The organism is Xanthobacter flavus (assembly GCF_017875275.1).
GTDB lineage: Bacteria > Pseudomonadota > Alphaproteobacteria > Rhizobiales > Xanthobacteraceae > Xanthobacter > Xanthobacter flavus_A.
The window spans coordinates 989,271-1,014,952 of sequence record NZ_JAGGML010000001.1; the positions used below are offsets into that span (position 1 = coordinate 989,271).

General features: G+C 66.4%; 27 protein-coding genes and 1 tRNA gene. 10 read left to right on the plus strand and 18 right to left on the minus strand.

Annotated elements, in window-relative coordinates:
• Positions 1 to 7 precede the first annotated feature (7 nt).
• The 3 genes from J2126_RS04815 to J2126_RS04825 are packed head-to-tail and all read left to right on the plus strand — an operon-like array spanning position 8 to position 3,547.
• Positions 8 to 934 (plus strand): 2-hydroxyacid dehydrogenase, encoded by a 927-nt coding sequence (locus J2126_RS04815; protein WP_209484462.1) that lies wholly within the window; start codon positions 8 to 10, stop codon positions 932 to 934.
• A gap of 11 nt (positions 935 to 945) precedes the next feature.
• Positions 946 to 2,439 carry an NAD-dependent succinate-semialdehyde dehydrogenase gene (locus tag J2126_RS04820; protein WP_209484464.1) on the plus strand — a complete coding sequence of 498 codons (1,494 nt, stop codon included), beginning with the start codon at positions 946 to 948 and terminating at the stop codon, positions 2,437 to 2,439.
• A gap of 34 nt (positions 2,440 to 2,473) precedes the next feature.
• Positions 2,474 to 3,547: a tartrate dehydrogenase gene (locus J2126_RS04825; protein WP_209484466.1), complete on the plus strand. Its 1,074-nt coding sequence runs from the start codon at positions 2,474 to 2,476 to the stop codon at positions 3,545 to 3,547.
• Positions 3,548 to 3,690: 143 nt separating this feature from the next.
• On the opposite strand, the gene J2126_RS04830 is transcribed toward J2126_RS04825, so the two are convergent.
• The 8 genes from J2126_RS04830 to J2126_RS04865 form a co-directional block, all read right to left on the minus strand.
• Positions 3,691 to 4,443, minus strand: a complete 753-nt coding sequence (locus tag J2126_RS04830; protein WP_209484468.1) for a TetR/AcrR family transcriptional regulator — start codon at positions 4,441 to 4,443, stop codon at positions 3,691 to 3,693.
• Between the two features lie 162 nt (positions 4,444 to 4,605).
• The gene (locus J2126_RS04835) at positions 4,606 to 5,088 is read right to left on the minus strand and encodes a GAF domain-containing protein (RefSeq protein ID WP_209484470.1); all 483 of its coding nucleotides are present in this window, start codon (positions 5,086 to 5,088) and stop codon (positions 4,606 to 4,608) included.
• Positions 5,085 to 6,581 (minus strand): amidohydrolase family protein, encoded by a 1,497-nt coding sequence (locus tag J2126_RS04840; RefSeq protein WP_209484472.1) that lies wholly within the window; start codon positions 6,579 to 6,581, stop codon positions 5,085 to 5,087. Before J2126_RS04840 ends, J2126_RS04835 begins: the two co-directional genes overlap by 4 nt.
• On the minus strand, positions 6,578 to 7,654 hold the full coding sequence (locus J2126_RS04845) for an ABC transporter ATP-binding protein (RefSeq protein WP_209484474.1): 1,077 nt from the start codon (positions 7,652 to 7,654) through the stop codon (positions 6,578 to 6,580). The genes J2126_RS04840 and J2126_RS04845 overlap by 4 nt, the downstream gene beginning before the upstream one ends.
• 2 nt (positions 7,655 to 7,656) lie before the next feature.
• A complete protein-coding gene (locus tag J2126_RS04850) occupies positions 7,657 to 8,511 on the minus strand; it encodes an ABC transporter permease (RefSeq protein WP_209484477.1) in 855 nt (284 codons plus the stop codon).
• Entirely contained in the window at positions 8,508 to 9,350 is an 843-nt protein-coding gene (locus tag J2126_RS04855) for an ABC transporter permease (RefSeq protein WP_209484479.1), read from the minus strand. The genes J2126_RS04850 and J2126_RS04855 overlap by 4 nt, the downstream gene beginning before the upstream one ends.
• A gap of 66 nt (positions 9,351 to 9,416) precedes the next feature.
• The gene (locus tag J2126_RS04860) at positions 9,417 to 10,511 is read right to left on the minus strand and encodes an extracellular solute-binding protein (protein ID WP_209484481.1); all 1,095 of its coding nucleotides are present in this window, start codon (positions 10,509 to 10,511) and stop codon (positions 9,417 to 9,419) included.
• A gap of 284 nt (positions 10,512 to 10,795) precedes the next feature.
• Complete coding sequence (locus J2126_RS04865; RefSeq protein ID WP_245327206.1) at positions 10,796 to 11,296, minus strand: iron-containing alcohol dehydrogenase; 501 nt, start codon at positions 11,294 to 11,296, stop codon at positions 10,796 to 10,798.
• On the opposite strand from J2126_RS04865, the gene J2126_RS25260 reads away from it, so the two are divergent.
• On the plus strand, positions 11,286 to 11,456 hold the full coding sequence (locus J2126_RS25260) for a hypothetical protein (protein ID WP_245327207.1): 171 nt from the start codon (positions 11,286 to 11,288) through the stop codon (positions 11,454 to 11,456). The two genes, J2126_RS04865 and J2126_RS25260, sit on opposite strands and share 11 nt — an antisense overlap.
• A 95-nt stretch (positions 11,457 to 11,551) precedes the next feature.
• On the opposite strand, the gene J2126_RS04870 is transcribed toward J2126_RS25260, so the two are convergent.
• From J2126_RS04870 to J2126_RS04895, 6 genes are all read right to left on the minus strand, one after another.
• Positions 11,552 to 12,430 carry a manganese catalase family protein gene (locus tag J2126_RS04870; RefSeq protein WP_209484485.1) on the minus strand — a complete coding sequence of 293 codons (879 nt, stop codon included), beginning with the start codon at positions 12,428 to 12,430 and terminating at the stop codon, positions 11,552 to 11,554.
• A 28-nt stretch (positions 12,431 to 12,458) separates the two neighbouring features.
• Positions 12,459 to 12,971, minus strand: coding sequence for a ferritin-like domain-containing protein (locus J2126_RS04875; RefSeq protein WP_209484487.1), 513 nt, complete (start codon positions 12,969 to 12,971; stop codon positions 12,459 to 12,461).
• A 163-nt stretch (positions 12,972 to 13,134) separates the two neighbouring features.
• Positions 13,135 to 13,953, minus strand: coding sequence for an SDR family NAD(P)-dependent oxidoreductase (locus tag J2126_RS04880; RefSeq protein ID WP_209484489.1), 819 nt, complete (start codon positions 13,951 to 13,953; stop codon positions 13,135 to 13,137).
• Positions 13,954 to 13,964: 11 nt separating this feature from the next.
• On the minus strand, positions 13,965 to 15,134 hold the full coding sequence (locus tag J2126_RS04885; RefSeq protein ID WP_209484491.1) for a zinc-dependent alcohol dehydrogenase: 1,170 nt from the start codon (positions 15,132 to 15,134) through the stop codon (positions 13,965 to 13,967).
• Between the two features lie 373 nt (positions 15,135 to 15,507).
• Complete coding sequence (locus J2126_RS04890) at positions 15,508 to 15,726, minus strand: hypothetical protein (protein ID WP_209484493.1); 219 nt, start codon at positions 15,724 to 15,726, stop codon at positions 15,508 to 15,510.
• A 207-nt stretch (positions 15,727 to 15,933) separates the two neighbouring features.
• Positions 15,934 to 16,839, minus strand: a complete 906-nt coding sequence (locus J2126_RS04895) for a LysR family transcriptional regulator (RefSeq protein ID WP_209484495.1) — start codon at positions 16,837 to 16,839, stop codon at positions 15,934 to 15,936.
• A 143-nt stretch (positions 16,840 to 16,982) separates the two neighbouring features.
• Here J2126_RS04895 and mmsB point away from each other — a divergent pair, with 143 nt between their 5' ends.
• The 3 genes from mmsB to J2126_RS04910 all read left to right on the plus strand — a co-directional run bounded on the left by mmsB (position 16,983) and on the right by J2126_RS04910 (position 19,737).
• Positions 16,983 to 17,861 (plus strand): 3-hydroxyisobutyrate dehydrogenase, encoded by an 879-nt coding sequence (gene mmsB, locus J2126_RS04900; protein ID WP_209484497.1) that lies wholly within the window; start codon positions 16,983 to 16,985, stop codon positions 17,859 to 17,861.
• 79 nt (positions 17,862 to 17,940) lie between these two features.
• Positions 17,941 to 19,149: an ABC transporter substrate-binding protein gene (locus J2126_RS04905; protein WP_209484499.1), complete on the plus strand. Its 1,209-nt coding sequence runs from the start codon at positions 17,941 to 17,943 to the stop codon at positions 19,147 to 19,149.
• Positions 19,150 to 19,188: 39 nt separating this feature from the next.
• Complete coding sequence (locus tag J2126_RS04910; RefSeq protein WP_209484501.1) at positions 19,189 to 19,737, plus strand: amino acid synthesis family protein; 549 nt, start codon at positions 19,189 to 19,191, stop codon at positions 19,735 to 19,737.
• Positions 19,738 to 19,919: 182 nt separating this feature from the next.
• On the opposite strand, the gene J2126_RS04915 is transcribed toward J2126_RS04910, so the two are convergent.
• On the minus strand, positions 19,920 to 20,810 hold the full coding sequence (locus J2126_RS04915) for an AraC family transcriptional regulator (RefSeq protein ID WP_209484503.1): 891 nt from the start codon (positions 20,808 to 20,810) through the stop codon (positions 19,920 to 19,922).
• Between the two features lie 132 nt (positions 20,811 to 20,942).
• On the opposite strand from J2126_RS04915, the gene J2126_RS04920 reads away from it, so the two are divergent.
• Positions 20,943 to 21,698, plus strand: a complete 756-nt coding sequence (locus J2126_RS04920; RefSeq protein WP_209484505.1) for an SDR family oxidoreductase — start codon at positions 20,943 to 20,945, stop codon at positions 21,696 to 21,698.
• Between the two features lie 94 nt (positions 21,699 to 21,792).
• Here the strand turns inward: J2126_RS04920 and J2126_RS04925 are convergent.
• The 3 genes from J2126_RS04925 to J2126_RS04935 all read right to left on the minus strand — a co-directional run bounded on the left by J2126_RS04925 (position 21,793) and on the right by J2126_RS04935 (position 22,899).
• Positions 21,793 to 21,868, minus strand: a tRNA-Thr gene (locus J2126_RS04925).
• Positions 21,869 to 22,021: 153 nt separating this feature from the next.
• Positions 22,022 to 22,429, minus strand: a complete 408-nt coding sequence (locus tag J2126_RS04930; protein WP_209484507.1) for a DUF4332 domain-containing protein — start codon at positions 22,427 to 22,429, stop codon at positions 22,022 to 22,024.
• 89 nt (positions 22,430 to 22,518) lie between these two features.
• Positions 22,519 to 22,899 (minus strand): hypothetical protein, encoded by a 381-nt coding sequence (locus tag J2126_RS04935; RefSeq protein WP_209484509.1) that lies wholly within the window; start codon positions 22,897 to 22,899, stop codon positions 22,519 to 22,521.
• A gap of 190 nt (positions 22,900 to 23,089) precedes the next feature.
• On the opposite strand from J2126_RS04935, the gene J2126_RS04940 reads away from it, so the two are divergent.
• Positions 23,090 to 24,913, plus strand: a complete 1,824-nt coding sequence (locus J2126_RS04940; protein WP_245327208.1) for a helicase HerA-like domain-containing protein — start codon at positions 23,090 to 23,092, stop codon at positions 24,911 to 24,913.
• A 279-nt stretch (positions 24,914 to 25,192) separates the two neighbouring features.
• Positions 25,193 to 25,624, plus strand: coding sequence for a hypothetical protein (locus tag J2126_RS04945; protein ID WP_209484511.1), 432 nt, complete (start codon positions 25,193 to 25,195; stop codon positions 25,622 to 25,624).
• Positions 25,625 to 25,682 lie beyond the last annotated feature (58 nt).

Below are 25,682 nucleotides of genomic sequence, written 5' to 3' on the forward strand. Positions count from 1 at the left end.
CCGTCCCATGGCACTCCTCTACATGGCCGATCCCGCCCGCGGCGAAGTCTGGCGCCGGCTGATCGGCGAAATGGCGCCCGACATCGACGTGCGCATCTGGCCGAACATCGGCAACCCCGCCGACATCCGCTGGGTCGCGGTGTGGGACGTGCATGTGGACCTCACCGCCACGTTCCCGAACCTCGAAGTGATCTTCTCCACCGGCGCCGGCGTGGATCACCTGGATTTCTCGCGCATCCCGGCGCGGATTCCCGTGGTGCGCATGGTGGAGCCGGGGATCGTCGAGGGCATGGTCGAGTATGTGACCATGGCCGTGCTCGCCCTCCACCGCGACCTGCCGACCTACATCGACCAGCAGAAAAAGCACGTCTGGGCGCAGCACTATGAAACGCCGGCGGCGCAACGGCGCGTCGGCATCATGGGGCTCGGCTCGCTGGGGCAGGCGTCGCTCGCGGGCCTCGCGCCGTTCGGCTTTCCGCTTGCGGGCTGGAGCCGGTCGCCGCGGGCCATCCCGAACGTGGAGACCTTCGCCGGCGAGGCCGGGCTCGGACCGTTCCTCACCCGCACGGACATTCTCGTCTGCCTCCTGCCGCTCACCGCCGAAACGCGGGGCATTCTCGATGCCCGCCTGTTCGCCCGGATGCCGACGGGCGCGCGCATCGTCAACGCGGGGCGCGGCGGCCATGTGGTGGCGGACGATCTGGTCGCCGCCCTCGATGCCGGCACCCTCTCGGGCGCGGTGCTCGATGTCACGGAGCCGGAGCCTCTGCCGCCGGAGCATCCGTTCTGGAGCCATCCGCGCATCCTGCTGACGCCCCACGTCGCGAGCCTCACCCGGCCGGAAACCGCCGTCATCAGCCTCCTCGAAAATCTCCGCCGCCATGCCGCGGGCGAGCCGATGATCGGCCTCGTGGATCGCAGCCGCGGCTATTGAAAGACCTCGCCATGTCCCCCGCCGCTGAAAACCCGCTCGCACTTGCCGATCCGAGCCTCCTCGTCGAGGCGGCCTTCATCGGCGGGCAGTGGTGCGCCGCCGATGAAGGCGCGACGCTCGTCGTCGAGGACCCGGCAACCGGCCGGCCCGTAGGCACAGTGCCGGCCTGCGGTGCGGCCGAGACCCGGCGCGCCATCGCGGCGGCGGAGGCCGTCTATCGCGCCTGGCGCACGGTGCCGGCCGCCGAACGGGCACGCCTTCTGGAGCGATGGAACGATCTGATCCTCGCCAACGCCGCCGATCTCGCGCGGATCATGACGGCCGAGCAGGGCAAGCCCCTCGCCGAGGCGGAGGGGGAAGTGCGCTATGGCGCGTCCTTCGTGAAGTGGTTCGCGGAAGAGGCCCGGCGCATCTACGGCCGCACCATCCCGGCGCCGGGCGCCGACCGGCGCATCCTGATGCTGGAAGAGCCCATCGGCGTCACCGCCGCCGTCACACCGTGGAATTTTCCCATCGCGATGATCGCGCGCAAATGCGCCCCGGCCCTCGCCGCCGGCTGCACCATGGTCATCAAGCCCTCCGAGCTGACGCCGTTTTCCGCTCTGGCGGTGGTGAAGCTCGCGGAGCGGGCCGGCATCCCCTCGGGCGTCATCTCCGTGGTGACGGGGCAGCCTGCCGCCATCGGGGATGAACTCACCTCCAACCCCGCGGTGCGCAAGATCTCCTTCACCGGCTCGACCCGGGTCGGCGCCCATCTCATGCGCGCGGCGGCGGGAACGCTGAAGAAGCTGAGCCTGGAACTCGGCGGCAACGCGCCCTTCATCGTCTTCGACGATGCCGACCTTGACCTTGCGGTGGAGGGGGCCATGGCCTCCAAGTTTCGCAATGCCGGACAGACCTGCGTGTGCGCCAACCGCATTCTGGTGCAGGCCGGCATCCATGACGCCTTCGTCGCCCGCCTCGGCGCGCGCATCGCGGCACAGAAGGTCGGCCCCGGCACAGAGCCCGGCGTCGCCATCGGTCCGCTCATCAACCGCGCCGCGGCGGAGAAGGTGCACGCGCACGTCGCCGACGCGCTGGCGAAGGGCGCGCGCGTGGTGCAGCAGAGCGTGACCTCCAACGAAGACGGAAACTTCGTGGCACCCCTCCTCCTCACCGGCGCCACCACCGACATGCGGCTCGCCAATGAGGAGACCTTCGGCCCGGTGGCCCCGGTGTTCCGCTTCGAGACCGAGGCGGAGGCGATCGCCATCGCCAACGGCACCCCCTATGGCCTCGCCGCCTATTTCTTCACCGAGGACATGCACCGCGCCTGGCGGGTGGGAGAGGCGCTGGAATTCGGCATGGTCGGGCTGAACACCGGCGCCATATCCATGGAAGTCGCGCCCTTCGGCGGCGTGAAGCAGTCCGGGCTCGGCCGCGAGGGCGGCTATCTCGGCATCGCCGAATATCTGGAGCCCAAGGCTTTCCACCTGGGCGGCCTGCGCCTTACAGCGCCCGTCTGACCCCAACCACACACAAATCGCAGGAAACGTGACCATGGCCGCAAGACACCATCGCATCGCCGTCATCCCCGGGGACGGCATCGGCAAGGAAGTGATGCCCGAGGGCGTGCGCGTGCTGGAGAAGGCGGCGGCGCTCTATGGTTTCAGCCTCGATCTCACCTGGCACGATTTCGCGTGCTGCGACTATTACGCCCGCCATGGCGAGATGATGCCGGCCGACTGGAAAGAGCGGGTCGGCACCTCGGACGCCATCCTGTTCGGCGCGGTGGGCTGGCCCGACACGGTGCCGGACCATATCTCGCTCTGGGGCTCGCTGCTCCAGTTCCGGCGGGAGTTCGACCAATATGTGAACCTACGGCCCGTGCGGCTGATGCCCGGTGTCCCCTGCCCCCTCGTCGGCCGCAAGCCGGGCGACATCGACTTCTGGGTGGTGCGCGAGAACACGGAGGGCGAATACACCTCCATCGGCGGGCGCATGTATCCCGGCACATCCCGCGAACTGGTGATCCAGGAAACGGTGATGTCGCGCCACGGCGTCGACCGCGTCTTGAAATTCGCCTTCGAGCTGGCCATGCGGCGGCCGAACCGGCACCTCACCTCCGCCACCAAGTCCAACGGCATCGCGATCACCATGCCCTATTGGGACGAGCGGGTGGAGGCGATGGCGGCGACCTACCCCGAGGTGCGCACGGACAAGTACCACATCGACATCCTCACCGCGCAGTTCGTGCTGCACCCGGACCGGTTCGACGTGGTGGTCGCTTCCAACCTGTTCGGCGACATCCTCTCCGATCTTGGCCCGGCCTGCACGGGCACCATCGGCATCGCGCCCTCCGGCAACATCAACCCGGACCGCACCTTCCCGTCCCTGTTCGAGCCGGTGCACGGCTCGGCGCCGGACATCGCCGGCCGTGGCATTGCGAACCCGGTGGGCCAGATCTGGTCCACGGCCATGATGCTGGAGCATCTCGGGGAAGTGGACGCCGCCGCTGCCATCGAGCGCGCCATCGAGCGGGTGCTGGCCGATCCCGCGGGGCGCACGGCCGACATCGGCGGTTCAGCCGACACGCAGACCTGCGGCAAGGCCATCGCCGACGCTCTCGATTGACCGCTGGTCGCCTCCCGCGCCTGCCGGCCGCGAGAGACGTGCCTTTATCAGCTCATCATAAGGCTCCGCGGCAATGAGGTCGCGGAGCCTCATCTGGCAGCCGGCAAGCGTCGATCCCACGAGAGTTTCGCGGGCTTCTCGTGCTACGGCGAAATCGATCCTGACTGCCCTTCGATAGCCGAAACGAACGACAGTATCGTCTGCACAACGATCGATTTTCTCTGGTCGAGCCACTGAGGCTCTGAAAAATCATGCTGGAACATGCTGCTCAGGGTATGCCGGTTTGACACATGGATGAAGCACAGCCCTAAAATGGAAATGTATAGGCTTTCCGCGTCGACATTCTGTTTGAATATGTCCTGCTCCTGCCCAAGCGTGAGAATATTGCTGAGCGAGTCGAGCAGGGGCCGCGTCATGTGAGGGATCGTGGCTGAGCGCTGGGCAGTTCGGCCCATCATGAGATTCTCATTCATGATCAGACGCACGAAATGCGGATCGGTACTGAGGAAATCGAACGTCAGCTCGATCAGGGCCGCCAGCGCCGATCGTGGATCGGTGCCGGTGACATCGAGCGTCTGCTCGCGGTCGCGGATGATCTTGTAAGACGCTTCAAGCGCCGCGAGGTAGAGATCGTCCTTGTTGCCGAAGTAATGATAGATCATGCCGACATTGACATCGGCGGACGCCGTAATGCGTTCGATCCGGCTGCCGCTGTAGCCGTGCTGGGCGAACTCAGCCATCGCCGCTTCGAGAATGCGCTGGCGCGTGGCGGCGGCGTTGCGCTTTCCCGGCGAACGCTGCCGCGCATTTTTCGCCGCCTTGGCCGTGTCCGCTGGCTCTTCGTGTGCCGAATTCTTCCGGCGTTCTCCGGCTGGCTTGGATGAGGCGGTCGTCATCGGTTCTCCAGCCGAATGGCTCCGTCCGAGACGTTCCGCGCGGCGAAATCCCTCACGTCCATATCCTTGCGGCGCTGTCCCATGATCGAAAGTCCTTTCGGCGCATCACTGGCGATGCGGATGGGAGGAACGGCCCCCTGCGAGCCCTGCCGCGCGCTCCGTTCAGATGTCCAACGGCACCCCCGGCGTATCGCGCACGGCATCGCGCGCCGCCTCCAGCGCGGCGATGATGGCGGGCTCGAACACGCGGGGTCCTTCGGCGAAATGGGCGGATACCCAGCCGAACAGATAGTCGTCGCGCCCGACCAGCGGCGCCACCATCTGCGAGCGGGTTCCGAAGATGCGGATCAGCGCCGGCGGCGGGGCAAGATCGGGATCGGCGAAGACGTCCCCCTGGATCAGGGCGCGCCGGTTCTTCTCGATCCAGCGGACACTCCGCGCCCGACGATGATCGACGGCGCTATTATCCATCATTGAGGCGGCGCCCGGCGCCAGCACCTCGGCGCAAGGTACGTTCACGCTGAGGCCGAGCGCGGGATAGTCGAGGCGCACGGTGCAGCGTATCGCGCCCGTCTGTTCCATCAGCGTGGCGAGGATGGGGGAGAAGGCTGCACGCAGTGCGGCAGCGTCGGTGGTGGCGATCATGGCGCGACACTCTCCGCGAGTTCAATACGCCCCTGCGCAAGGCCGACGCAGAAATGCTTCACGAACGGCTCGATGGCGGCCAGCATCTCCTTGCGCGGAGCGTTGGCGGCAAAGATCTCGCGCGCGCGGTCGTTCAGCCGTGCGCGCAGCGCCGGATAGTCGATGGTGGTCAAACGTCCGTCCTCCACCACCGTGCGGCCGCCGACCATGACGCGGGTGATGCTGCGCCCCTCTTCGGCGAAGACGAGCTGGTAGAGCGGATCATTGAGCGGCGTGAAGTTGACGCTGCCGAGGTCGAGAAAGACAAGATCCGCCGCGAGACCCGGCCGGATGTCGCCGGTGATCTCATGCAGGCCGAGCGCCCGCGCGCTGCCGCAAGTCGCCATTTCGAACACATCGCGCGGCGAGAGCCAGTCGTCGGGATCGAACGAGGCGGTGCGGGAGAGATAGCAGGCGAGGCGCATGACCTCGAACAGGTTCTGGTGGTCCGAGCAGCTGCAGGCGTCCGAGCCGAGGCCGACGCGCACGCCGGCCGCCACCATGGCCGGCACGTTCGCGATGCCGCTGCCGAGCCGGAAATTGCTCGACGGATTATGCGCGACCGAGCAGCCGCGCCGTGCCAGCAGTTCGAGATCGGCGTCATCGAGCCAGATGCCGTGGGCGGCGGTGAAATCGGGGCCGAGGATACCGAGTGCATCGAGGTGAGCAGTGAGGCTCATGCCATAGCGGGCGCGTCCGGCGATGGCCTGGATCTTCGATTCCGCAAGATGAGCATGCATCGGCGCGCCGTGGGCATTGGCCAGCGCGCGTGCTCCCGTCCAGAACGCGTCCGAGCAGTGCAGCGGGATGGTGGGGGCGAGGCCCAGGCGCACCCATGACCGATCGTGCGGCCATTCCCTCAACATGCGCTCGCAGGCTTCAAGGTTGGCGTCGACGCCGGCCATGCGGATGGTGTCGATCTCGGCCCGCGCATGGTCCGGCAGCGCATCGCGCAGGCCGGGGATCGCCTGCCAGAAGGTGCGATCGGCTAGCATCGGGGCGACGACGGCGCGCATGCCGGCGTCGATATAGCCGGCGGCGGTGGCGAACATGCCGTCCGGCGAGGGGTGCGGAAGCTCCAGCACCAGATCGTAACAGGCGGTGCAGCCCTTGAGCAGCATCTCGGCGGCTGAGGCCTGGGCCAGCAGATGGCGATCCGCGAGGTTCTGGCCGCCGCCGGTCCATGGGCCGTTGTGGAGATGCAGCTCAAGCGTCCAGGCACGCGAGACGCCCTTGGCGATGGCGAGATGGCTGTGGGTGTGCGCGTTGACGAGGCCGGGCATGATCAGCCGGTCGTTCGCGCCGACCAGCTCAGCCTCCTCGGGCAGCGCGGCACCGGGCGCGACGATGGCGGCGATCCGCCCATCCTGGATCAGAAGATCGGCCGCGCGTACCTCCCCCTCCGAGGGAAACGCCATAAGGCCGCCGCGTATGGCGAGCGGGCGCTGTATCATGGCTCCTGCCTCCGCCCCGCAAGCACGATGCCGTCGACGATGCGCAGGCCGAGCCTGACGCGCGCGCCCGGTGCGGGAAGCTCGCGTCCGACATTCTTCTCCAGCGACTGGACCGACGTGCCATCGGCGAGCCGCGACCAGATGCGCAGATCCGCACCGATGGGATCGTGCCGCTCGACCAGCGCGTCGAGCATGATTTCGGCCTGGTCGGAGGAGTTGAGGAGGGCAAGGCGCTCGGGACGGATGCAGAGTGTCACCGGGCCGTCCGCGACGTCACGCGGAATGACCGGCAGAAGCCCAAGAGCCGTCTCGACAGTCGCCGCACCGCCGCCGCGGCGGGAAAGCGTGCCGCCGATCCAGTTGGAATGGCCGATGAAGTCGGCGGCAAACAGCGTGCGCGGGCTTTGATAGAGCGCGTGCGGCGTGTCGATCTGCTCGATCCGCCCCTTGTTCATCAGCACGATGCGATCGGCGAGGCCCATCGCCTCTTCCTGATCGTGGGTCACGATGATCGACGTACAGCCGAACCTGCCGAGGATGGTGCGGATCTCCCGGCGGAGCTGGAGCCGCAGCTTGGCGTCGAGATTGGACAATGGCTCGTCGAGCAGCATGATATCCGGCCTGGTGACGAGCGCCCGGGCCAGCGCGACGCGCTGCTGCTGGCCGCCGCTGAGCGCGCTTGGCCGGCGCTCCTCGATGCCGGGCAGTTGCACCTGCTCCAGCACCTCGCGGATGCGTTGGCTGATCTCGGCCCGCTTCACGCCCCGGTTCTTCATGCCATAGGCAATGTTCTGCGCGACGCTCATATGCGGGAACAGCGCGTAGTCCTGAAACACAAGGCCGACATTGCGCTCGTAGGGCTGGCGTGTCGCCATGTCGGCGCCGCCGATGACGATGCGTCCCTCGTCCGGCCACTCGAAGCCGGCGATCATGCGCAGCGTCGTCGTTTTCCCGCAGCCCGATGGACCGAGCAGCGCAACGATTTCGCCGCGATCGACGGAGAAGCTCACATTGTCGACGGCCGCAGTGGTGCCAAAACGCTTGGTGATGTTCTGGATGTCGAGAACAGACATGCTCAGCGCCCGTATACGCCGCGCCCGACCACCACATCGAGCCCCGCGACGCGGTCGAGCACGACGATGAGCAACACGGTGGCGACGATGAAGATGACCGACAGTGCCGCGATGGTCAGGTCGAGGTTCGCCCGCATCTGCGCGAGAAGCGCGACAGGCAGGGTGAAGGTGAAGGCGTCGGTCAGGAAGATGCTGATGCCCACATTGTCGAAGGAGGTGACGAAGCCGAACACGGCGCCGGCGATGATGCCGGTGCGGGCCAGCGGCAAGGTGATCTGCCACAGCGCCTTCCAGGGCGGCGAGCCCAGGCTGAGCGCCGCCTCGTAGTAGCTCGCCTTGATGCCGACCAACGAAGCGGCGGTGGTGCGCATGACATAGGGAAAGGTGATCAGGATGTGCCCCATGATCAGCCGTGTCATGCCATCGATGATGCCCAGCCGGCTGGCGAAGATCAGCATGCCGAAGCCAAGGACGACATTGGGCACCACCAGCGGCGAGAGCAGCGCCGCCTGCAGCAAGGCGCGACCGCGGAAGGTGGCACGGCTGAGCGCGATGGCCGCCAGCGTGCCGACAACGGTCGCCACCAGCGTCGCCACGGTGGCGATGATCAGGCTGTTGACGAGGCCGTCCTGATAGTAATTGTCGGCCAGGAAGCGCTCATACCAGCGCAGGGAGAATGCGGTGGGCGGGAACGGGCCGATGAAGCTGCGCGCATCGAATGACAGCACGATCGCGACAAGGACCGGGATCAGCGAGAAGGCGATGAACAAGGTGACGAGCGAAAGGTAGGCGGCCTCGAACAGGGCATCCGCCATGCGCTTGCTGAGCAACCGTCCGTTCACATGGGAATCGCTCATTTGCCCGCCTCCTGCCAATTGGCGCGTACGAGGTGCAGCAGCCCGTAGAACAGGGCGACGGAGACCACCATCATCACGATCGACAGCGCGGCGCCGCCGGGGAAATTGGCCACTTCCGAGAAGCGCGAGTAGATGAGGTTCGACACGAACAGGATAAAGCCGCGCCCCACCAGCATCGGCACCACCAGATTGCTGAGGCAGAAGGCATAGGCGATGATGCCCGCCGATAGAATGCCGGGCAGGCTCATCGCCACCGTGACCTGGAAGAAGGTTTTCCAGCGCGGCGCCCCGAGCGACATCGCCGCCTCCTCGAGCCGCGGATTGATGTTCTGCAGCGTTCCAACCAGCGTGAGGGCGACCAGCGGCAGCGTCGTGTTCATCAGGCTGAGCACCACCATCAGCTCCGCACCGTCCGGGCTGGCAGGGGCGATGCCGAACAGGCGTCCGAACCCCGAGAGCGGGCCGAGCGGGCCAAAGCTCACGGCGATGGCGTAAACCCGCACGATGATGCTGAGGAAGAGCGTTCCGACCAGGCCGCCCATCAGCACCCGGCGCATGAGCGGCCCAGCCCGCCGGGCGATGAAATGCGCCATGGGGAAGCCCAGCACCATGGCAAGGCCGGCGCTGATGAAGCTTATGCGGAACGTGTCGAGGAAATAGCGCGCGTATTCCGGCGCGGCGATCTGGGCGTAGTTGTCGAGGGTGAGCGCACCGGCATCGTCGCCGCCGATGCGCCCGCCCACGAACGGCTTCAGGCTCTCGTGACCGAGCACCAGAAGGGGGCCGAGCAGCAGCGGCGCCACGATGATGAGCGCCGGCCACAGGAGAAGCGCCGTCAAGCCGTCGCGCCGTTTGCCGCCCGCTCGTGCCATGTCGCCGTTCGCCCCGTTCCCCTCGCCTCCCGATCAGCCGCGCCGCACCAGCGGCACGATCTCGCGCTCCCATCGGGCGTTCCACTCGTTCACCACCGAGCCGAGATAGGCGAAGTCTGCGAAGTAAGCGTATTTCTCCAGATCGCTCGGCGCGAAATACCAGTCCGCCAGCATCGGATTGGGCTTGGCGGAGGGCTGGGTCGGCCCGGAGCCGAGATTCATGTTGTAGAGCTCGTTCATCTTCGGCTCGGCAAAGAAATTGGCGAACTCGAAGGCGGCCTTCGCGGGCGAACCCTTCAGCACGCAGAAGCCTTCATTGTAGAGGAACACCTTGTTGCCCGGCATTCGGTTCTTCAACTTGACCGGAAAATTCTTGGCGGTGGCGAACCAGCCGCCGTTGTTCCAGAAGCCGACCGAGTACTGGCCGCTTGCCATCGCGTTGATATACTCGGAATTGTTGGTGGCGATCATGCCGATCTGGCCCTTCGACGCCAGTTCCTTGACCAGCTCCCAGCCCGGCTCGGCGTTCCGCTCATTGCCGCCGCGCTGGAGCGCGCAGCTCACGATGAAGAGCCCGGTCAGCCCGATGGGATAGGGCACGCACAGCTTGCCCTTGAACTCCGGACGCAGCAGGTCTTCAACCGAATTGAAGCCGCCCGGCAGCAGGTCCTCCCGATAGCCCCAGAACGCGCCGGCCGTGGAGAGCGGCACGCTCATCTTCTGGCCCTTGTCGTTCTTCTGGATGAACTGGTCGGGGATGGTGGCGAGGTTGGTGACGATGCTCTCGTCGATCGGAAGGAGCCAGTCTTCCTTGATCATCGCTCGGAAGACCGGATCCCACACCGAGAGTACATTGTATTGGGTGTTCGGCCAAACCGCCTTGATCTTGGCGACGACAGCCGCCGCGCCGCCGGAGTGAAGCTCCCAGGCGATCTGCGTGGGGTTCGTCTTGTTGAAATCGGCTGCGATCTGCTTTGAGACCTCGATCCACTGCGCGCCCCACTGCACCACGAGCAGCCGGTCGGCGGCGCGCGCGGGGGTGATCAGCCCGCCGGGAAAGGCGCCGGCGGCTGCGAGGCCGGCGCCGGTCAACAGGTTACGGCCGAAGGCGCGACGGGTCAGCGACATGTCCGAAATCTCCGGCTGTACGGCGGCGGCGGGGCGTGTAAACAAATTAAGTGCTTACTTAGTTTGTGCAGGCCGCCACGCCCGGTAAAGCTGATTGATTGGCCAGTCGTTACTCCATTAAATGATTGTTTTAAATCACTAAATATGGGGTATGCCGCTGTGCTGGGCGGTCACTTTCCGACCCGTGCCCAAATTTCGATCGTTCGTCGTCTGCGGGGCATTCGGGCGGCCGGCTGCCGCGCAAACATCCCTCACGAGGTGGTGGAGCGTGGGGGTCCGAGCCGTCAGGCAACGTTGTCACGCGCCAATTGCCCCCCATCCCAGGCGATCTCGTAGAGACGGATGATCTCGTCTTCGGTGGGAATGCGCGGGTTGTTCCCCGGCGTGCCAGAGGCGAGGGCCTGGCTGGCCATTTCCGGGCGGAGGCGGAAATAAGTGTCCTCGTCCAGGCCATAGGCCTTGGGTGTGGGCACCTTCAAGCGGTCATTGAGATCGCGAAATCCCCGCACCAAGGCTCGCCCGGCCTCTTCGTCTCCCGTGGCGCCCGTCGCCCAGCCGAGTGCACGGGCGGCCGCCGCGTAGCCCGCAGGCGCGGCGGAGAGTGAGTATTCCGTCACCAGCGGCAGGAGCATGGCGTTCGAGAGGCCGTGCGGCACATGGAAGAAGGCGCCGATGGGCCGGCTCAGCCCGTGGATGAGTGCGGTGGACGTGTTCGACACCGCGAGCCCCGCATGGGTCGCGCCCAGCATCATGGCCTGGCGGGCGGCGCGCTCGATGACGATCAAGACGCCGGGCCGTGAGGTGGAAGGCCCCAAGCAGATGCAGCGGATCGTGGAAGCGATCCGCGCGGGCAAGGCCGAGGACGCGCATGCTGCCGCCCTCCAGCACGTGGCGAGTGCCTCCGTCATTGCGCAACGCCTGCTGCAGGAGCGGGCCGGCGGATAGTTCAATACTCGAGGCGCAAAACCGCATGCGCCGCCCGAAGGCGGCGCCGCACGGCCGGGGGGCCGTTCGGCACCCCGGCTTCATTCTAGAAGGTGTTACTCGGCGGCGGCCGGCGGCATCGGCACGGCCGCAGTGCCGTACATGCGGGGGTCGGCCTCGCCCAGGATTCCATCGTCTTCGGCAAGAGGGCGAATCTGCTCATAGCTCAGTTCGCCCTGACCGTCCGGCGAAGGCCCCTTGGCCCAGCGCCCGGCCTTGCTCGCGGTGCCTTCGGAGGCGTCGATGTAGAGGTAGGAGACATCCTGCATCTCCATCTCGCGCGGGAAGTTGGCCGGCACCGGCGTGCGGTCGAAGCCTTCCTCCTCCAGCTCCTTGATGGCGGCGAGCCATTGGTTCTGGTGCATGGTGTCCCGCGCGATGAGGAAGGACAGCATGTCGCGCACGCCGGTGTCGCTGGTGAGATTGTAGAGCCGCGCCACCTGAAGCCGGCCTTGGCTTTCCGCCGTGAGATTGAAGCGAAAGTCGGCGAGGAGATTGCCGCTCGCGGTCATGTAGCCCGCGGTCCAGGGATTGCCGGCACTGTCCACCGGACGCGGGCCGGAGCCGGCGACTATGGCATGCTGCGGGTTCATGCCCGCCATGATCGCGTCCTCGATACGCGCACCGCCGAGGATGGCGCCCACGGCGGAATCCTTTGCCGCGTTCTCCTGTGCCTCCACCGGTGAACTTTCGAGCAGGCGCGCGATCATGGTGGCGAGCATCTCCACATGGCCGATCTCTTCGGTCCCGATGTCAAGGATCATGTCGCGATACTTCTGGGGCCCCCGGCAGGACCAGCCCTGCCAGAGGTAGCTCATCATGACGCTGATCTCGCCCCACTGCCCGCCGAGCGGCTCCTGAAGAAGCTTGGCGAACAGAGGATCCGGCGCGTCGGGCTTCGCGTGATACTGCAGTTGCTTGCGATGGATGAACATGACGGTGTCTCCTTAGGAAATCGCTGCGTCAGCGGTTCGCCTTCTCGCCGGCGGACTCCAGCGCGATGTAGCGCTGCGTGACCTGCGGCAGGTGCATTTCCAGCCATTCGGCCATGGCCTGCTCTTCTTCCAGCGAGGCCTTCAGCAGCGGCACCGCCGCAAGCGCGCCGCAGGTTTCGGCCATGGTGATGAGGGAGCGGTAAGCCGCGATCTCGTAATTCTCGAAGGCGTAGTCCGCGAAGGAGTTCTTTAAGATCTCGTCGCCCGCCATCGAATGGCCGAGGGCGGCCATGTTTCCCATGAACGACGCCGCGACATCTTTGAAAGTGGAGTTGTCCTCGCCAAGGCTCCCAAGGATATCGTCCAGCCGCTTGAGCTGGCCGTTGGTCTCCTCCACGTGCGTCCGCAGCCGCGCGGAAAGTTCGGGGTAGTTTTCCAGCCGGTCGATCTGCCGGTTCATGATGGAAAGCGCTTCGTTCTCCACGGCGTGGGCATTCCTTAGCCCCACGACGAAGAGATCTCGGGTCGGGCTCGTCGCCATTTCCGTCTCCACTTGTGTTCAGGTTTTCGGGGCCGACTAATCGTGCCGCAGCCACCACATCGGGAAGGCTTGGGACCCGTTATTGTTCCTAACGTCAAGTTTGAAGTGAGAAAATACAGCTAATGCTGCGAATTATTCGGCAGTTATGAAGTATTGTTCCGCTTCAGCCCTCACCTGATCCCGGCTCGGCCATCTTGCGGTGCTGCTCGGCCAGTACCGCTGCCGGCGTGACATTGGCGATCGCGCTCTCGATGCGGTTCTTCCAGCCGGCGACCACATCGCCCTCGCCCGACATCATCGCCTTGTATCCGGCGCGCGCCACATCGGCGGGGTCGTCCTTCTCGGCCTGCCCGACCTGCGTGTCCATCAGGTCCGCACGCTGGAAGAATTCGGTCTCAGTCGGGCCCGGCATCAGGCAGGTGATAGTGATGCCGGTGTCCTTCAGTTCGTTGCGCAGGGCCCAGGCGAAGGAATCGATGAAGGCCTTGGTGCCGTTGTAGACCGCCTGGAAGCTGCCCGGCATGAAGCCCGCGATGGAGCCCGTGATGAGGATGCGGCCCGTCCCCTCCCGCCGCATGGCGTTGCCGATGCGATGGATGAGATAGATCGTGCCGGTGACGTTGGTGTCCACAACATGCCGCGCGGCATTGAAATCCTGATCGAGAAAGCCCTTCCCGAGTCCGTGGCCGGCGTTGGCACAGAGCACCTCCACAGGCCGTCCGAGGCGCCCGACCTCGGCGCAGAGCTTGTCCACACCCTCGGTGGTAGCGAGATCGGTCTGGAGGGAATGCACCTTCGCGCCCGCCGCGCTGAGGGCCTCCGATGCCGTCACGATGTCTGGCTGGTCGGCGGCGATGACGAGATCGAACCCGTCCTGCGCCAGCAGCAGCGCCAGTTCGTAGCCGATGCCCGACGATGCGCCGGTTACGACCGCAAGAGGCCGCGTCCCAGAAGCTCGGGTATGGGGAATGGCCTGGGCCATGGCATGTCCTTTCAGGGCTTGAGGACGACCTTGATGCAGCCGTCCTTCTTGTCGCGGAATTGGGCGTAAAGATCCGGACCGTCCTCGAGCCCGGCACGGTGGGTGATGACGAAGGACGGGTCGATGTCGCCGTTCTGGATGCGCTCCAGCAGGATTGGCAGGTAACGCTGGACCGGGGTCTGGGCCATCCGGAAGGTGAGGCCGCGATTTATGGCAGAACCCATCGGGATCTTGTCCAGAAAGCCGCCATAGACGCCGACGATGGAGACGACACCGAAGTTGCGGCAGCATTGGATGGCCTGCCGCAGCACATGGGGCCGATCGGTGCCCATGAAGGCCGCCACCTTGATGCGGTCGATGCGGGCGTAGAGGGACGATGAGGCATCCGCCTCCGTGCCCACGGCATCGATGCAGGCGTCGGCGCCACGGCCGTTCGTCATGTCGCGGATGCGCTCGTAGATGTCCTCGCCGAGGAAATCCAGCGTTTCCGCGCCGCCGGCCCGCGCCAGGGCAAGGCGCTCGGGCACTGTGTCGATGGCGATCACACGCTCCGCGCCCAGCAGGAAGGCGCTGCGGATGGCCATCTGACCCACCGGGCCGCAGCCCCACACCGCAACCGTCTCACCACCCTTCAGCTCGCAGAATTCGGCGGCCATGTAGCCAGTCGGGAAAATATCGGAGAGGAAAAGCACCTGCTCGTCGGTGAGCCCGTCCGGCACCTTGATGGGGCCGACATCGGCATAGGGCACGCGCAGATATTCCGCCTGCCCGCCCGAGTATCCGCCCAGCATATGAGAGTATCCGAAGAGGCCGGCAGGCGAGTATCCCCACATCTCTTCGGCCATCTTGTGGTTGGGATTGGAACGCTCACAGCCCGAATAGAAGCCGCGCCGGCAGAAGAAGCATTCGCCGCAGGAAATGGTGAAGGGGACCACCACGCGGTCGCCCACCTTCAGGTTGGACGCGCCGCTGCCGACCTCCACCACCTCACCCATGGTCTCGTGCCCCAGCACGTCGCCATGCTCCATCGAGGGGATGACACCATCGTAGATGTGCACGTCCGAGCCGCAGATGGCGCAGGCCGTGACCTTGATGATTGCGTCCCGCGCATGCTGAATCTGCGGGTCCGGAACCTGCTCGCAGCGGATGTCGCCTTTGCCGTGGAAGGTCAGTGCCTTCATCAATTATCTCCTGATGCGTGGGCCGGAGCTTGATGAATGGCGGAAAGAGGTCGCGGCTCGCCGCTCGCTCAGGCCGGCTCCTGGAGGCCAACGGCGAGAGGAAGCACTTGTTCCTCCGGCAAGGCTTGTCTGTACAAGCGGCCGACCCATGTGTCACATAATAAACTGAACCGGCGCCATAGAATTTGCGATGAAAAAGCAAAGCTTCTTGAACAGATCTTTGCGGCAGACGGCGGCCGAGTGACCTGCGCGAGACGCACGTCGAAGAAGCGCGCGCAGAGCAATCAAATCGGCGCGTGCTCAAGAAAAGCTGAGCCTTCGCGTTCGCCGTTGTCGCCGCGCATCACGGCAACTGCGGCACCCCGGTTGGTCTTCAGGATTTCCGATCCGAGAGGGCGTAGCCGCGCTTGACGGCCTCCTCCAAGAGCTGCTCGACAGCGACAGGATCGCAGGCCAGCCGCTCGACGAACAAACCTCGGGGCTTTTCCCAGGTCGTCATCACCAAACACGGACGCATCTGAGGCGAATGGCTGGGCTCGGATGCAATCGAGACCATCAATCCATCCGACAATACGAGGTTGGCGGGATCCATTCGTGGGGATCAGTGGCAGACACCCCTGCGGCCATCGGGGCTGCCATTGCAGTGTGCGGCTCATGGTCAAACTCGGGGTTCTCGCGCTGGACGCCGTCCTGCGCAGGCGGCCGATGAAATGCTCATGCGCAAGGCAGGACGCTCCGATCCCATCGGTCAAACGCGCAATCAGCCAAGGTCAACACTGATCTGCAGCGCCTCGCCGCCTTAAAGGTTCTGCGCGGCCGGCTGCATCAGCAGGGTGGCTTCGTTGGCAAGTTCCTGCGTGATGAAATCCGCGGTGATGCGCACCCGCGCGATGTTCTTCTGCTCCTCATGGACGATGATCCACCATGACCGCACGAGGCGCACGGCATCCGGCAGCACCAGCCTCAGGTCCGGACAACCAGACGCCAGGAAGTAGGGCAGGATGCAGACACCGAGCCCCGCCCGCGCCGCGTGCATCTGGGCAAAGAGGTTCGAGCTCTGGAAGGCGGCATCGATGCCGGTGGCGACCTCGCCGAGATAATCGAGCTCGCGGGTGAAGATGAGATCGTCGATGTAGCTGATGAAGCGATGGCGGCGCAGGTCGTCCACGCTGCGGATCGCTGGCTTCTCCGCGAGATAGGCGGCGCTGGCGAACACGCCGAGCCCATAGGTCGCCATCTTGCGGGTCACGAGACGACCGCGCTCCGGCATGGTCAGGGCAATGGCGATGTCGGCCTCGCGCTTGGTGAGGTTGAAGGAGCGCGGCGTGGCCACGAGCTGCACCTTCAACGCCGGGTTCTGGTCCAGGAGGCGGGTGAGGCGCGGCGACAGGAAATAGGCGCCGAAGGCATCCGGCGCGCCGATGCGCACCGTTCCGGAGATGGATACGTCGCGTCCCGATATCTCGTCCTGCGCGGTCTGGGCCTGAAGCTCCATGGCTTCCGCGGCCTCCAGCAGGCGCAGTCCAGCGTCGGTGAGCGTCAGCCCGCCCGGCGCGCGCACCACGAGGCGGGTCCGGATCTCGGCCTCCAGGCCGGCCAGGTGCCGGCTCACCGTGGAATGCTTCACACCGAGCATCTTCGCCGCCGCCGACAGCGTGCCGCCGCGCGCCACCGCAATGAGCGCCCGCAGATAGTCCCAGTTCATGCCGCGCTCCGCTGCCCATTTCTGCACAACTATGGCGGAAACATAAGCAGCGCCTGACCGCAGAGGAACAGCTAATCGTCGTTGCGGCACATTCGCGCGCGGCTCTTCAGAGGCGTCGGTCGCGTGAGAAGGGGATTTTCGGCGTGGCACATATCGTCTTCATCGGCCTCGGCAACATGGGCCGCCCCATGGCGGCCAACCTCCAGAAGGCCAATCATTCGGTCACCGGCTTCGACCTGTCGGCCGAGGCGCGCGCGGCAGCCGCCGCGGCGGGGCTGAAGGTCGCTGCGTCGGAGGACGGACTGTTCGACGGCGCTGACGTGGTCATCACAATGCTGCCGAGCGGTGCCGCGGTGCGCGCGGTGTGGTCGCGAGCGGTGCCGCAGATGGCGCCAGGCGCGCTGATGATCGATTCCTCCACCATCGACGTCACCAGCTCCCGCGCCGCCCATGATCTGGCCGCGGCGGCGGGACTGCTGTCCCTCGACGCGCCGGTCTCCGGCGGCACGGAGGGCGCGACCGCCGGCACGCTGACCTTCATGGCGGGCGGCACGGACGAGGCCTTCGCCGTCGGCCAGCCGCTGCTCGCGGCCATGGGGCGGCGCATCGTGCATTGCGGCGGGCCGGGCAATGGCGAGGTCGCGAAGATCTGCAACAACATGATCCTCGGCGTCTCGATGATCGCCGTCAGCGAGGCGTTCAACCTCGCCGAATCCCTCGGCCTCTCCCATCAAGCGCTGTTCGAGGTGGCTTCCACCTCCTCGGGCCAGTGCTACGCCCTCACCACCCATTGCCCGGTGCCTGGCCCGGTGCCCACCGCCTCCGCCAATCGCGGCTACACGCCGGGGTTCGCCACCGAGCTGATGGCGAAGGACCTTCGCCTCTCGCAGGAAGCCGCCGACGCCAGCGGCTCCCGCACTCCGCTCGGCGCGGCGGCGGAGGACATCTTCGGGCGCTACGCGGCCAATGGCGGGCGCGGCCGGGACTATTCCGCGGTCATCTCCTACCTGAAAACCCTCTGAACTTCGGCGCCAAACGACGCTCAGGGACATAACGGGGAACCCGCAAGCAGAACGAACAAAAAATATGGGAGGAAACAAGATGAAATCACGCATCCTGATTGGACTTGCCATTCTACTTGCCGCAACCACCGCGGCCAGCGCGCAAGCCCCGAAGACGGTGAAGATCGGCGTCCTCAACGACCAGTCCGGCGCCTATGCCGACATGGGCGGTGTCGGTTCCGTCATCGCCGCGCAGCTCGCCATCGAGGATTCCGGCCTGAAGCAGAAGGGCTGGACCATCGACGTGCTTTCCGCCGACCACCAGAACAAGGCCGACATTGCCGCCAACGTCGCCCGCGGCTGGTTCGACGTGGACGGCGTCGACATGATCACCGACGTGACGAATTCGGCGGCGGCCCTCGCGGTGAACCAGATCACGCGGGACAAGAACAAGGTGATGCTGGCCTCCGGCCCGGCCACCTCCGATCTCACCGGCAAGGCCTGCTCGCCCAACACCGTGCACTGGACCTCCGACACCTGGGCCTTCGCCCACGGCACCGGACAGGCGATCGTGAAGACGGGCGGCGACACCTGGTTCTTCCTCACCGCCGACTATGCCTTCGGCCAAGCACTGGAGCGCGACACGGCCGACGTGGTGGAGAAGAACGGCGGCAAGGTGGTCGGCCGCGTGCGCGTTCCGCTCGGCACATCCGACTTCTCGTCCTTCCTCGTGCAGGCGCAGGGCTCAAAAGCAAAGATCGTCGGCCTCGCCAATTCAGGGGCGGACACCACGAACTCCATCAAGCAGGCAGCTGAATTCGGCATCGTGGCCGGCGGCCAGAACCTCGCCGGGCTGCTCATCTACATTTCCGACGTGAACTCGATGGGCCTGCCGGTCGCGCAGGGACTGATCCTCACCTCGCCCTTCTATTGGGACATGAACGACAAGACCCGCGCCTTCTCCCAGCGCTTCGCCGAGAAGATGCGGGGCGCCAAGCCCACCATGGTGCAGGCCGGCGTCTATTCCGCGACCCTCAACTATCTGAAGACGGTGGCGGATCTGGGCGATGCCAAGGATGGCCGCAAGGTCGTGGACGCCATGAAGGCCAAGCCCATCAAGGATCCTCTGTTCGGCGAGGGCCGCATCCGCGCGGACGGGCGCAAGATCCACGACATGTACCTGTTCGAGGTGAAAAAGCCCGCCGAATCCAAGGCGCCGTGGGACTACTACAAGCTGCGCGCCACCATTCCAGCCGAAGAGGCCTTCCGCCCGCTCTCCCAGAGCGAGTGCGCCCTGCTGAAGAGCTGACCGCGGTTTCGCCCGTCATCCAAGTCCGAAGGAAACATCATGTCATTGCTGAAAGTCCGCAAGCTCGTGGTGCAGGTGGAAGAGACCCACGAGGAAATGGGCCGCGAGGTTTCCCCGCCCAGCCGCAAGGTCACGGTGGCGGCCGTCATCGCCAACCCATACGCGGGAACGTATGTGGAGGATCTGACCCCGCTCTACGATCTGGGCGCGGAGGTCGGCGGCCTGATGGCGACCCGCGGCGTCGCGGCGTTGGGGATCGCGCCGGACGAGGTGGTGAGCTACGGCAAAGGCGCCGTGGTCGGGGTCAACGGGGAGCTGGAGCACTCCGCCGCCCTGCTGCATCCGCGGTTCGGCGCACCGGTCCGGGCCGCGGTCGGCACGGGCAAGGACATCATCCCCGGCACCAAGAAGATTGGCGGGCCGGGGTCGCCGCTCCTGATGCCGCTCACCAACAAGAACAACATCTGGAGCTTTGACGACATGGACTCGGCGGAGATCGCAATCCCCGACGCGCCGCGGCCGGACGAAATTCTTATCGCCTTGTGCCTCGGCGTCGGCGGGCGCCCGCTCCACCGCATCGGCAAATAGCTCTTCGTTGGTTGCGGCGGCGTCGGCGATGGGGAGGCGGTTCCCCACCCTTCCAGACGTCCCTGGCGCCCCCGCTTAACCGGGCCTGCGCGCGCAATTGCTCGCGCGCAGGCCCGTGTTTTTGCTTTGGGGCCCAGTAGCGTGGGCGGCGGACCGTACTCGCTCCGCCGAGGCTTTTGCCCTCAGGCCGCCACCGAGCCCCTGCGCCGCGCGGCCTCGATGTCGCGCACCGGCGGCGCGCCGAACATGCGACCATACTCCCGCGTGAACTGCGGCACGCTCTCGTAGCCGACGTCGAAAGCTGCGGAGCTCGCGCTCATGCCCTCCCACAGCATGAGGCGCCGCGCCTCGATCAGCCTCAGCTGCTTCTGGAACTGGAGCGGCGAGAGCGAGGTCACCGCCCGAAAATGCTCGTGGAAGGAGGAGGTGCTCATCCCTGCCGCAGCGGCCAGACGCTCTACCGGGAGCCGCTGCCGGAATTCAGTTCGCAACACGGCCACCGCGCGGGCCACGCGATGCACATGGCTTTCGGGCCAGCCCAGGCGGCGGATCGCCGAGCCGTGGCGCCCTGCCAGGAGCCAATAGTGCATCTCCCGCACCAGTTGCGCGCCCAACACCGGCAATGACGCCGGGCGCTCGAGCAGGCGCATCAGCCGAAGCGCCGCATCCGCCACCTCCGCGTCCGTGGGATCGATCCGGACCGGCGCATGGTCCACTTCCTCCGCCGCTGACATCTCCGCCACGAGCCCCGAGATCACGGCGGGGTCGAGTTCCAGCACCAGGGAGAGATAGGGCGCAGCCGGCGTTGCTCGGGTGATCTGGCTCACCGTCGGCACATCAGCCGTGATGAGGAGGGACTCGCCGGCGGAGAAGGCGAAGCCCTGATTGCCCTGGGCCACGTGCTTGCTTCCCTGCAGCACGAGGCAGACCAGGGGGCGCGAGATGTCCGCGATAAGGTCGCTCGGCGCGGTGGCCCGCACGGTGGCAAGCCCTAGAATGGGCGTTGCCGCGATTCCTTGGGCATTGGCATGCGCTTCCGAGAAGCGGCGAACAGCATCGAGCAAGCCGGTCATGGATCGAATGTAACCCGGACTTCCCGCCAACGCACCCCTTTCGGAGGATTAGGCAAGGATCGCCGAGCATCCGGCAACTGCCGCCGCATCGTCGGAGCGATAACCGTCTCGTCCAACAGATGGAGACGGACCATGACCAAGATTGCCCTTGTCACTGGAGCCAGCCGCGGCCTGGGCCGCAACACCGCGCTCAGCATCGCCCGCCATGGCGGGGACGTGATCGTGACCTATCAGAGCCGCGCCGAAGATGCGCAGGCGGTGGTCAGCGAGATCGAGGCGCTGGGCCGCAAGGCTGTTGCGCTGAAGCTCGACACGGGCGACGTGACGACCTTCCCGGACTTCGCCGAGCACCTGCGCGCCGCCCTCGCCGAGACGTGGCAGCGCCAAATCTTCGACCACCTCGTGAACAATGCCGGCCACGGCGACTATGCGCTGATCGGCGAGACCAGCGAGGCGCAATTTGACCGGCTGGTCAATGTCCACTTCAAGGGGGTCTATTTCCTCACCCAGACTCTGCTGCCGATGCTCGCGGATGGCGGGCGGATCGTGAACCTCTCCTCCGGCCTCACCCGCCTGTCCTATCCGGGCTATGCCGCCTATGCGGCGGTGAAGGGCGCGGTCGAGGTGCTGACCCGCTACATGGCGAAAGAACTCGGGGCCCGCGGGATCGCCGTCAACACGGTCGCGCCCGGTGCGATCGAGACCGACTTCGGCGGCGGCGCGGTGCGGGACAATCCCGAGCTGAACAAGAGCTTCGCCGAGATGACGGCCCTCGGCCGGGTCGGCCTGCCTGACGACATCGGGCCGATGATCGCCAGCCTCCTCTCCGAGGACAATCGTTGGGTCAACGCGCAGCGCATCGAGGTGTCTGGCGGCCAGGGCATCTGACGGCCGGCGCAAGGGACCTCTGGACCGGTGACGATCATGCGAGCCTTATGTTCGCAGGATTTAGTTACGTCAGCGAACGGCGGTTTCGAGGCAATGGTGCCGCGGAAGGGATTCGAACCCCCGACCCACGCATTACGAATGCGTTGCTCTACCAGCTGAGCTACCGCGGCACGCGCGCCCTCTATTACGGGGAGGCCGCGCCCTTTTCAAGGGTCGGCGCAAAGCATCCCCGCAAGGTGTTGCGGCGAGCCAGCCGGGAGGGCTGGGCGGCGGCCCGCTCCGGCAGGTCTTGCGGGCGCGGGCGGCAATGGGGCGGGAGGGGTTCAGTAGGTGAGAACGGGCGGCAGTTCCTTGGCCTGCGCCACCCACTTCTCCACCATGCTCTCGGTGGGCAGGGCGCGGACCAGCTTGCGCTTGGCGTTCGCCTCGGCCATGGCCTTGGTGAGGTTGGCGGGCACGCGGGCCTTGAGTTCCTTCACCGTATCGACGCCCGCCGCCTCGAGCAGCTCGGAATATTCCTCGCCCACGCCCTTGATGCGCATGAGGTCGGCCATGTTGGCCCATTTGAGGATGCGCGTCTCGTCGATGCCGGTGGCCGCTGCCAGCTCCTTGCGCAGCTTGGGCGACTTGGCCCGCTCCAGCAGCCCCTCAGTGGTGGTAATTCCGGCGGCCTTGAGCTTCTCGGCATAGACCGCGCCGACGCCTTCGATCTCGATGATGGGATAGGACATGAGACCCCCCTCAAACCCGGCTTGTGCATGCCGGCAGCAAGATCAGGCCACAACCGTGGGCCGAGTCAACTGCCCGGCTTCCCGGCGCCTCAGACCACGTGGGTGAGGCCGGGCACCGAGCGCACCAGGAGGTTCACCGGTTCCGCGCCGACAGTCTCGCGGGCATAGGCCACCGTTTCTCGCACGGCGAGCTGGACCTGCGGCATGGTGAGCCCGTGGGCCATCATGCGGTCCGCGACCTGCATGAGCCGCGCCATGCCGCCGAAATGCCGCTCGGACTGGGCGGTGGCGTCCTCGCGCGGCGCCGCATCGGCGAGAGACTTGGCCCAGGGGTGAGTTTGATAGAGGGGCGCCATGGCCTCGGCCGGCGCCTCGCGGGCGAGAAACTGGATGACGATGGCCACCAGGGCCGCGGCGGTCGGGGCATCCACCTCGACCCGCTCGGTCAAACGCGCAATCAACTCGTCCATGCCATCTCCTTGCGCCGCATCGCAGGCGAGACTGGCCTGAACATTGCCGGGCATGGCGCGCTTTCGCAAGCGAGAGCGGTGCCGGAACGGGCTTGCCCCTGTCCCGAAGGCGGGCGAAAACTGCCCGATGACGCGGCCGGACCCGACGCGCGATTCGGCTGGACCGCCTGCCCCGAGCGAGGACACCGCCATGGCCAAGAGCCGAGGGACGAATTTCGGGACCGGTTCCGGGTTACCCCCTGAGACGAGCGACCCGGCCGGGGCCGCGCCGCCGGCCGGCCCGTGGAGCCGCACGTCCGTGCCGCGCACCTCCTCCGCAGCGTCTTCCGCAGCGTCTTCCGGCGGGCGGGCGCCGGCGCCCGAGAGCGACGGCCGCGTCCTCGTGGGGCGCAGCTTCCTCGGCCGGGTCGAGGCGACGGCGACGCACGCCAAATCCAAGGACGAATATCTCACCCTGCGCCTCGCCAACCGCCACGGCCTCGTCACCGGCGCGACCGGTACCGGCAAGACAGTGACGCTGCAGGTGCTGGCGGAAGGCTTCTCGCGGGCCGGCGTTCCAGTGTTCGCGGCCGACATCAAGGGCGACCTCTCCGGCGTCGCGGCCGAGGGCGAGGCCAAGGACTTCCTGCTGAAGCGGGCCGAGGAGGTGGGCATCGCCTACACGCCGGACAGCTTCCCGGTGATCTTCTGGGACATGTTCGGCGAGCAGGGCCACCCCGTGCGCGCCACCATCTCCGAGATGGGGCCCCTGCTGCTCGCCCGCCTGATGGGGCTGAACGAGACGCAGGAGGGCGTGCTCAACATCGTCTTCCGCATCGCCGACGAGCAGGGCCTGCTGCTGCTCGACCTGAAGGATCTCAGGGCCATGCTGGCCAACGTCTCGGCCAATGCGGCGACCCTCACCGCCACCTATGGCAACGTCTCGGCCCAGAGCGTCGGCGCCATCCAGCGCCAGCTGCTCGTGCTGGAGAACCAGGGCGCGGACAAGTTCTTCGGCGAGCCCGCCCTCGACATCGCCGACATCATGCGGGTGGACCGCGCGGGCTACGGCACCATCAACATCCTCGCCGCCGACAAGCTCATGGGCTCGCCCCGGCTTTACTCCTGCTTCCTGCTCTGGCTGCTCTCCGAACTCTTCGAGCGGCTGCCGGAGGTGGGCGATCCGGAGAAACCCAAGCTCGTCTTCTTCTTCGATGAGGCCCACCTCCTGTTCAACGAGGCGCCCAAGGCGCTTTTGGAGAAGGTGGAGCAGGTGGTGCGGCTCATCCGCTCCAAGGGCGTGGGCGTCTATTTCGTCACCCAGAACCCACTCGACGTGCCGGAGACCGTGCTGGCCCAGCTCGGTAACCGAGTGCAGCACGCGCTGCGCGCCTTCACCCCGCGCGACCAGAAGGCGGTGAAGGCCGCCGCGGAGACCTTCCGGCCCAATCCGGATCTCGACACCGCCAAGGCCATCATGGAGCTGGGCAAGGGCGAGGCACTGGTTTCCATGCTGGAGGGCAATGGCATCCCTTCCATGGTGGAGCGCACGCTGATCCGGCCGCCCTCCGGCCGCATCGGGCCGCTCACGCCGGCCGAGCGGGCGGCCATCATGGCGAAAAGCCCGGTCGGGCATCTCTACGACACGGCGGTGGATCGCGAATCGGCGTTCGAGATGCTCCAGGCCCGGGCCGAGGAGAAGGCCCAGCCGGCGGAGGAGGCCGCGCCGTCCTCGGGCGGCAGCAGCATTCTCGACAGCATTCTCGGCGGGGTGCTGGGCACCGCCACCGGCGCGCCGAAGGTGGAGCCCGCGCCGCGCGGTGGCGCGCCCCGGCAGGGGTCCACGACGCCGCGCGTCCCGACCACGACGGGACGATCCACCGGCACCGGCGCGCCCGCGCCCCGGCCGAGCACGCGCATGTCCACCACAGAGGTGGTGGTGCGGCAGGTGGCCCGATCCGTGGCGACTCAGGTGGGCTCCCAACTGGGAAAAGCCATTTTGAGAGGTATCCTAGGAAGCATCAGCAAGCGCTGACGGAGCCGCCCAGGTTGCCCTCGGCGGACCGCTCTCGTCATGGCATGGCTCAAGGTGTTGTCGCACCGCGCAAAGGTACCTAACTGCAGCTTGGCTTTAACCTGGCGACGCTTCGGCTTCTAAGCGGTGGAAAGTGTTGCTTCAGAAGGCTCGCAGCGGTAGTGTCATAGCGTGTCGGCGAGATTGCGGGGTCGCGTCGGCAGAGATGCTCAACGCGCGTGCCCGAGCCTTCATTCCTTGCGGATTGGAACCGAGGCGCGCCATGACCTGGAGCGCCTCATGAAGGTGTTGCCCACTGCCCGCATCGTTCTCCTCGATGCCAATATGGAACGTCGCCAGGCGACGCGCCTTGCCCTGTCCGCCCTCGGGGTGGGTGCGGTGCGCGAAGTCGCCTCCATCGACGAAGTAACCGATCCTGCCGCCCAGGGCACGGCCGACGTGCTCGTGGTGCAGGTGGACGATCCGGAGGATGCCCCTGCCAATCCCTTCCGCTTCGGTGCCGGCATTCCCGCCGTGCTCGTGGCTGAAGTGCCCGCGCAGCAACTGGTGCGGGCCGCCGGCCGGTCCGGCTATGACGCCGCCCTCGGCACGCCCATCGCGCCACGGCTGCTCTATCGCCGCATCGGCTCGGTCCTCCAGCGCGCGCGCCGTCTAGGGCGTCCTGCCTCCGCAGTGATCTCCACGCCCGCCGATCTCGTCACCGCCGGCTGACCTGGCACCGAACCGTCTGGCACCTTGCCAGACGGTCCGCGTCCCTCCAGCATTCCCC

What these genes read in the sequence shown, in the direction of transcription:
- J2126_RS04895 (WP_209484495.1), bottom strand. Translation starts at nt 16,839, where the DNA reads ATGAACTGGGACTATCTGCGGGCGCTCATTGCGGTGGCGCGCGGCGGC.
- J2126_RS04885 (WP_209484491.1), bottom strand. Translation starts at nt 15,134, where the DNA reads ATGAAGGCACTGACCTTCCACGGCAAAGGCGACATCCGCTGCGAGCAG.
- J2126_RS04910 (WP_209484501.1), top strand. Translation starts at nt 19,189, where the DNA reads ATGTCATTGCTGAAAGTCCGCAAGCTCGTGGTGCAGGTGGAAGAGACC.
- J2126_RS04860 (WP_209484481.1), bottom strand. Translation starts at nt 10,511, where the DNA reads ATGTCGCTGACCCGTCGCGCCTTCGGCCGTAACCTGTTGACCGGCGCC.
- J2126_RS04835 (WP_209484470.1), bottom strand. Translation starts at nt 5,088, where the DNA reads ATGATCGCCACCACCGACGCTGCCGCACTGCGTGCAGCCTTCTCCCCC.
- J2126_RS04850 (WP_209484477.1), bottom strand. Translation starts at nt 8,511, where the DNA reads ATGAGCGATTCCCATGTGAACGGACGGTTGCTCAGCAAGCGCATGGCG.
- J2126_RS04875 (WP_209484487.1), bottom strand. Translation starts at nt 12,971, where the DNA reads ATGGCGACGAGCCCGACCCGAGATCTCTTCGTCGTGGGGCTAAGGAAT.
- J2126_RS04930 (WP_209484507.1), bottom strand. Translation starts at nt 22,429, where the DNA reads ATGTCCTATCCCATCATCGAGATCGAAGGCGTCGGCGCGGTCTATGCC.
- J2126_RS04840 (WP_209484472.1), bottom strand. Translation starts at nt 6,581, where the DNA reads ATGATACAGCGCCCGCTCGCCATACGCGGCGGCCTTATGGCGTTTCCC.
- J2126_RS04940 (WP_245327208.1), top strand. Translation starts at nt 23,090, where the DNA reads ATGGCCAAGAGCCGAGGGACGAATTTCGGGACCGGTTCCGGGTTACCC.
- J2126_RS04935 (WP_209484509.1), bottom strand. Translation starts at nt 22,899, where the DNA reads ATGGACGAGTTGATTGCGCGTTTGACCGAGCGGGTCGAGGTGGATGCC.
- J2126_RS04845 (WP_209484474.1), bottom strand. Translation starts at nt 7,654, where the DNA reads ATGTCTGTTCTCGACATCCAGAACATCACCAAGCGTTTTGGCACCACT.
- J2126_RS04890 (WP_209484493.1), bottom strand. Translation starts at nt 15,726, where the DNA reads ATGGATCCCGCCAACCTCGTATTGTCGGATGGATTGATGGTCTCGATT.
- J2126_RS04825 (WP_209484466.1), top strand. Translation starts at nt 2,474, where the DNA reads ATGGCCGCAAGACACCATCGCATCGCCGTCATCCCCGGGGACGGCATC.
- J2126_RS04870 (WP_209484485.1), bottom strand. Translation starts at nt 12,430, where the DNA reads ATGTTCATCCATCGCAAGCAACTGCAGTATCACGCGAAGCCCGACGCG.
- J2126_RS04915 (WP_209484503.1), bottom strand. Translation starts at nt 20,810, where the DNA reads ATGACCGGCTTGCTCGATGCTGTTCGCCGCTTCTCGGAAGCGCATGCC.
- J2126_RS04905 (WP_209484499.1), top strand. Translation starts at nt 17,941, where the DNA reads ATGAAATCACGCATCCTGATTGGACTTGCCATTCTACTTGCCGCAACC.
- J2126_RS04830 (WP_209484468.1), bottom strand. Translation starts at nt 4,443, where the DNA reads ATGACGACCGCCTCATCCAAGCCAGCCGGAGAACGCCGGAAGAATTCG.
- J2126_RS04820 (WP_209484464.1), top strand. Translation starts at nt 946, where the DNA reads ATGTCCCCCGCCGCTGAAAACCCGCTCGCACTTGCCGATCCGAGCCTC.
- J2126_RS04920 (WP_209484505.1), top strand. Translation starts at nt 20,943, where the DNA reads ATGACCAAGATTGCCCTTGTCACTGGAGCCAGCCGCGGCCTGGGCCGC.
- J2126_RS04815 (WP_209484462.1), top strand. Translation starts at nt 8, where the DNA reads ATGGCACTCCTCTACATGGCCGATCCCGCCCGCGGCGAAGTCTGGCGC.
- J2126_RS25260 (WP_245327207.1), top strand. Translation starts at nt 11,286, where the DNA reads ATGACGATCAAGACGCCGGGCCGTGAGGTGGAAGGCCCCAAGCAGATG.
- J2126_RS04880 (WP_209484489.1), bottom strand. Translation starts at nt 13,953, where the DNA reads ATGGCCCAGGCCATTCCCCATACCCGAGCTTCTGGGACGCGGCCTCTT.
- J2126_RS04945 (WP_209484511.1), top strand. Translation starts at nt 25,193, where the DNA reads ATGAAGGTGTTGCCCACTGCCCGCATCGTTCTCCTCGATGCCAATATG.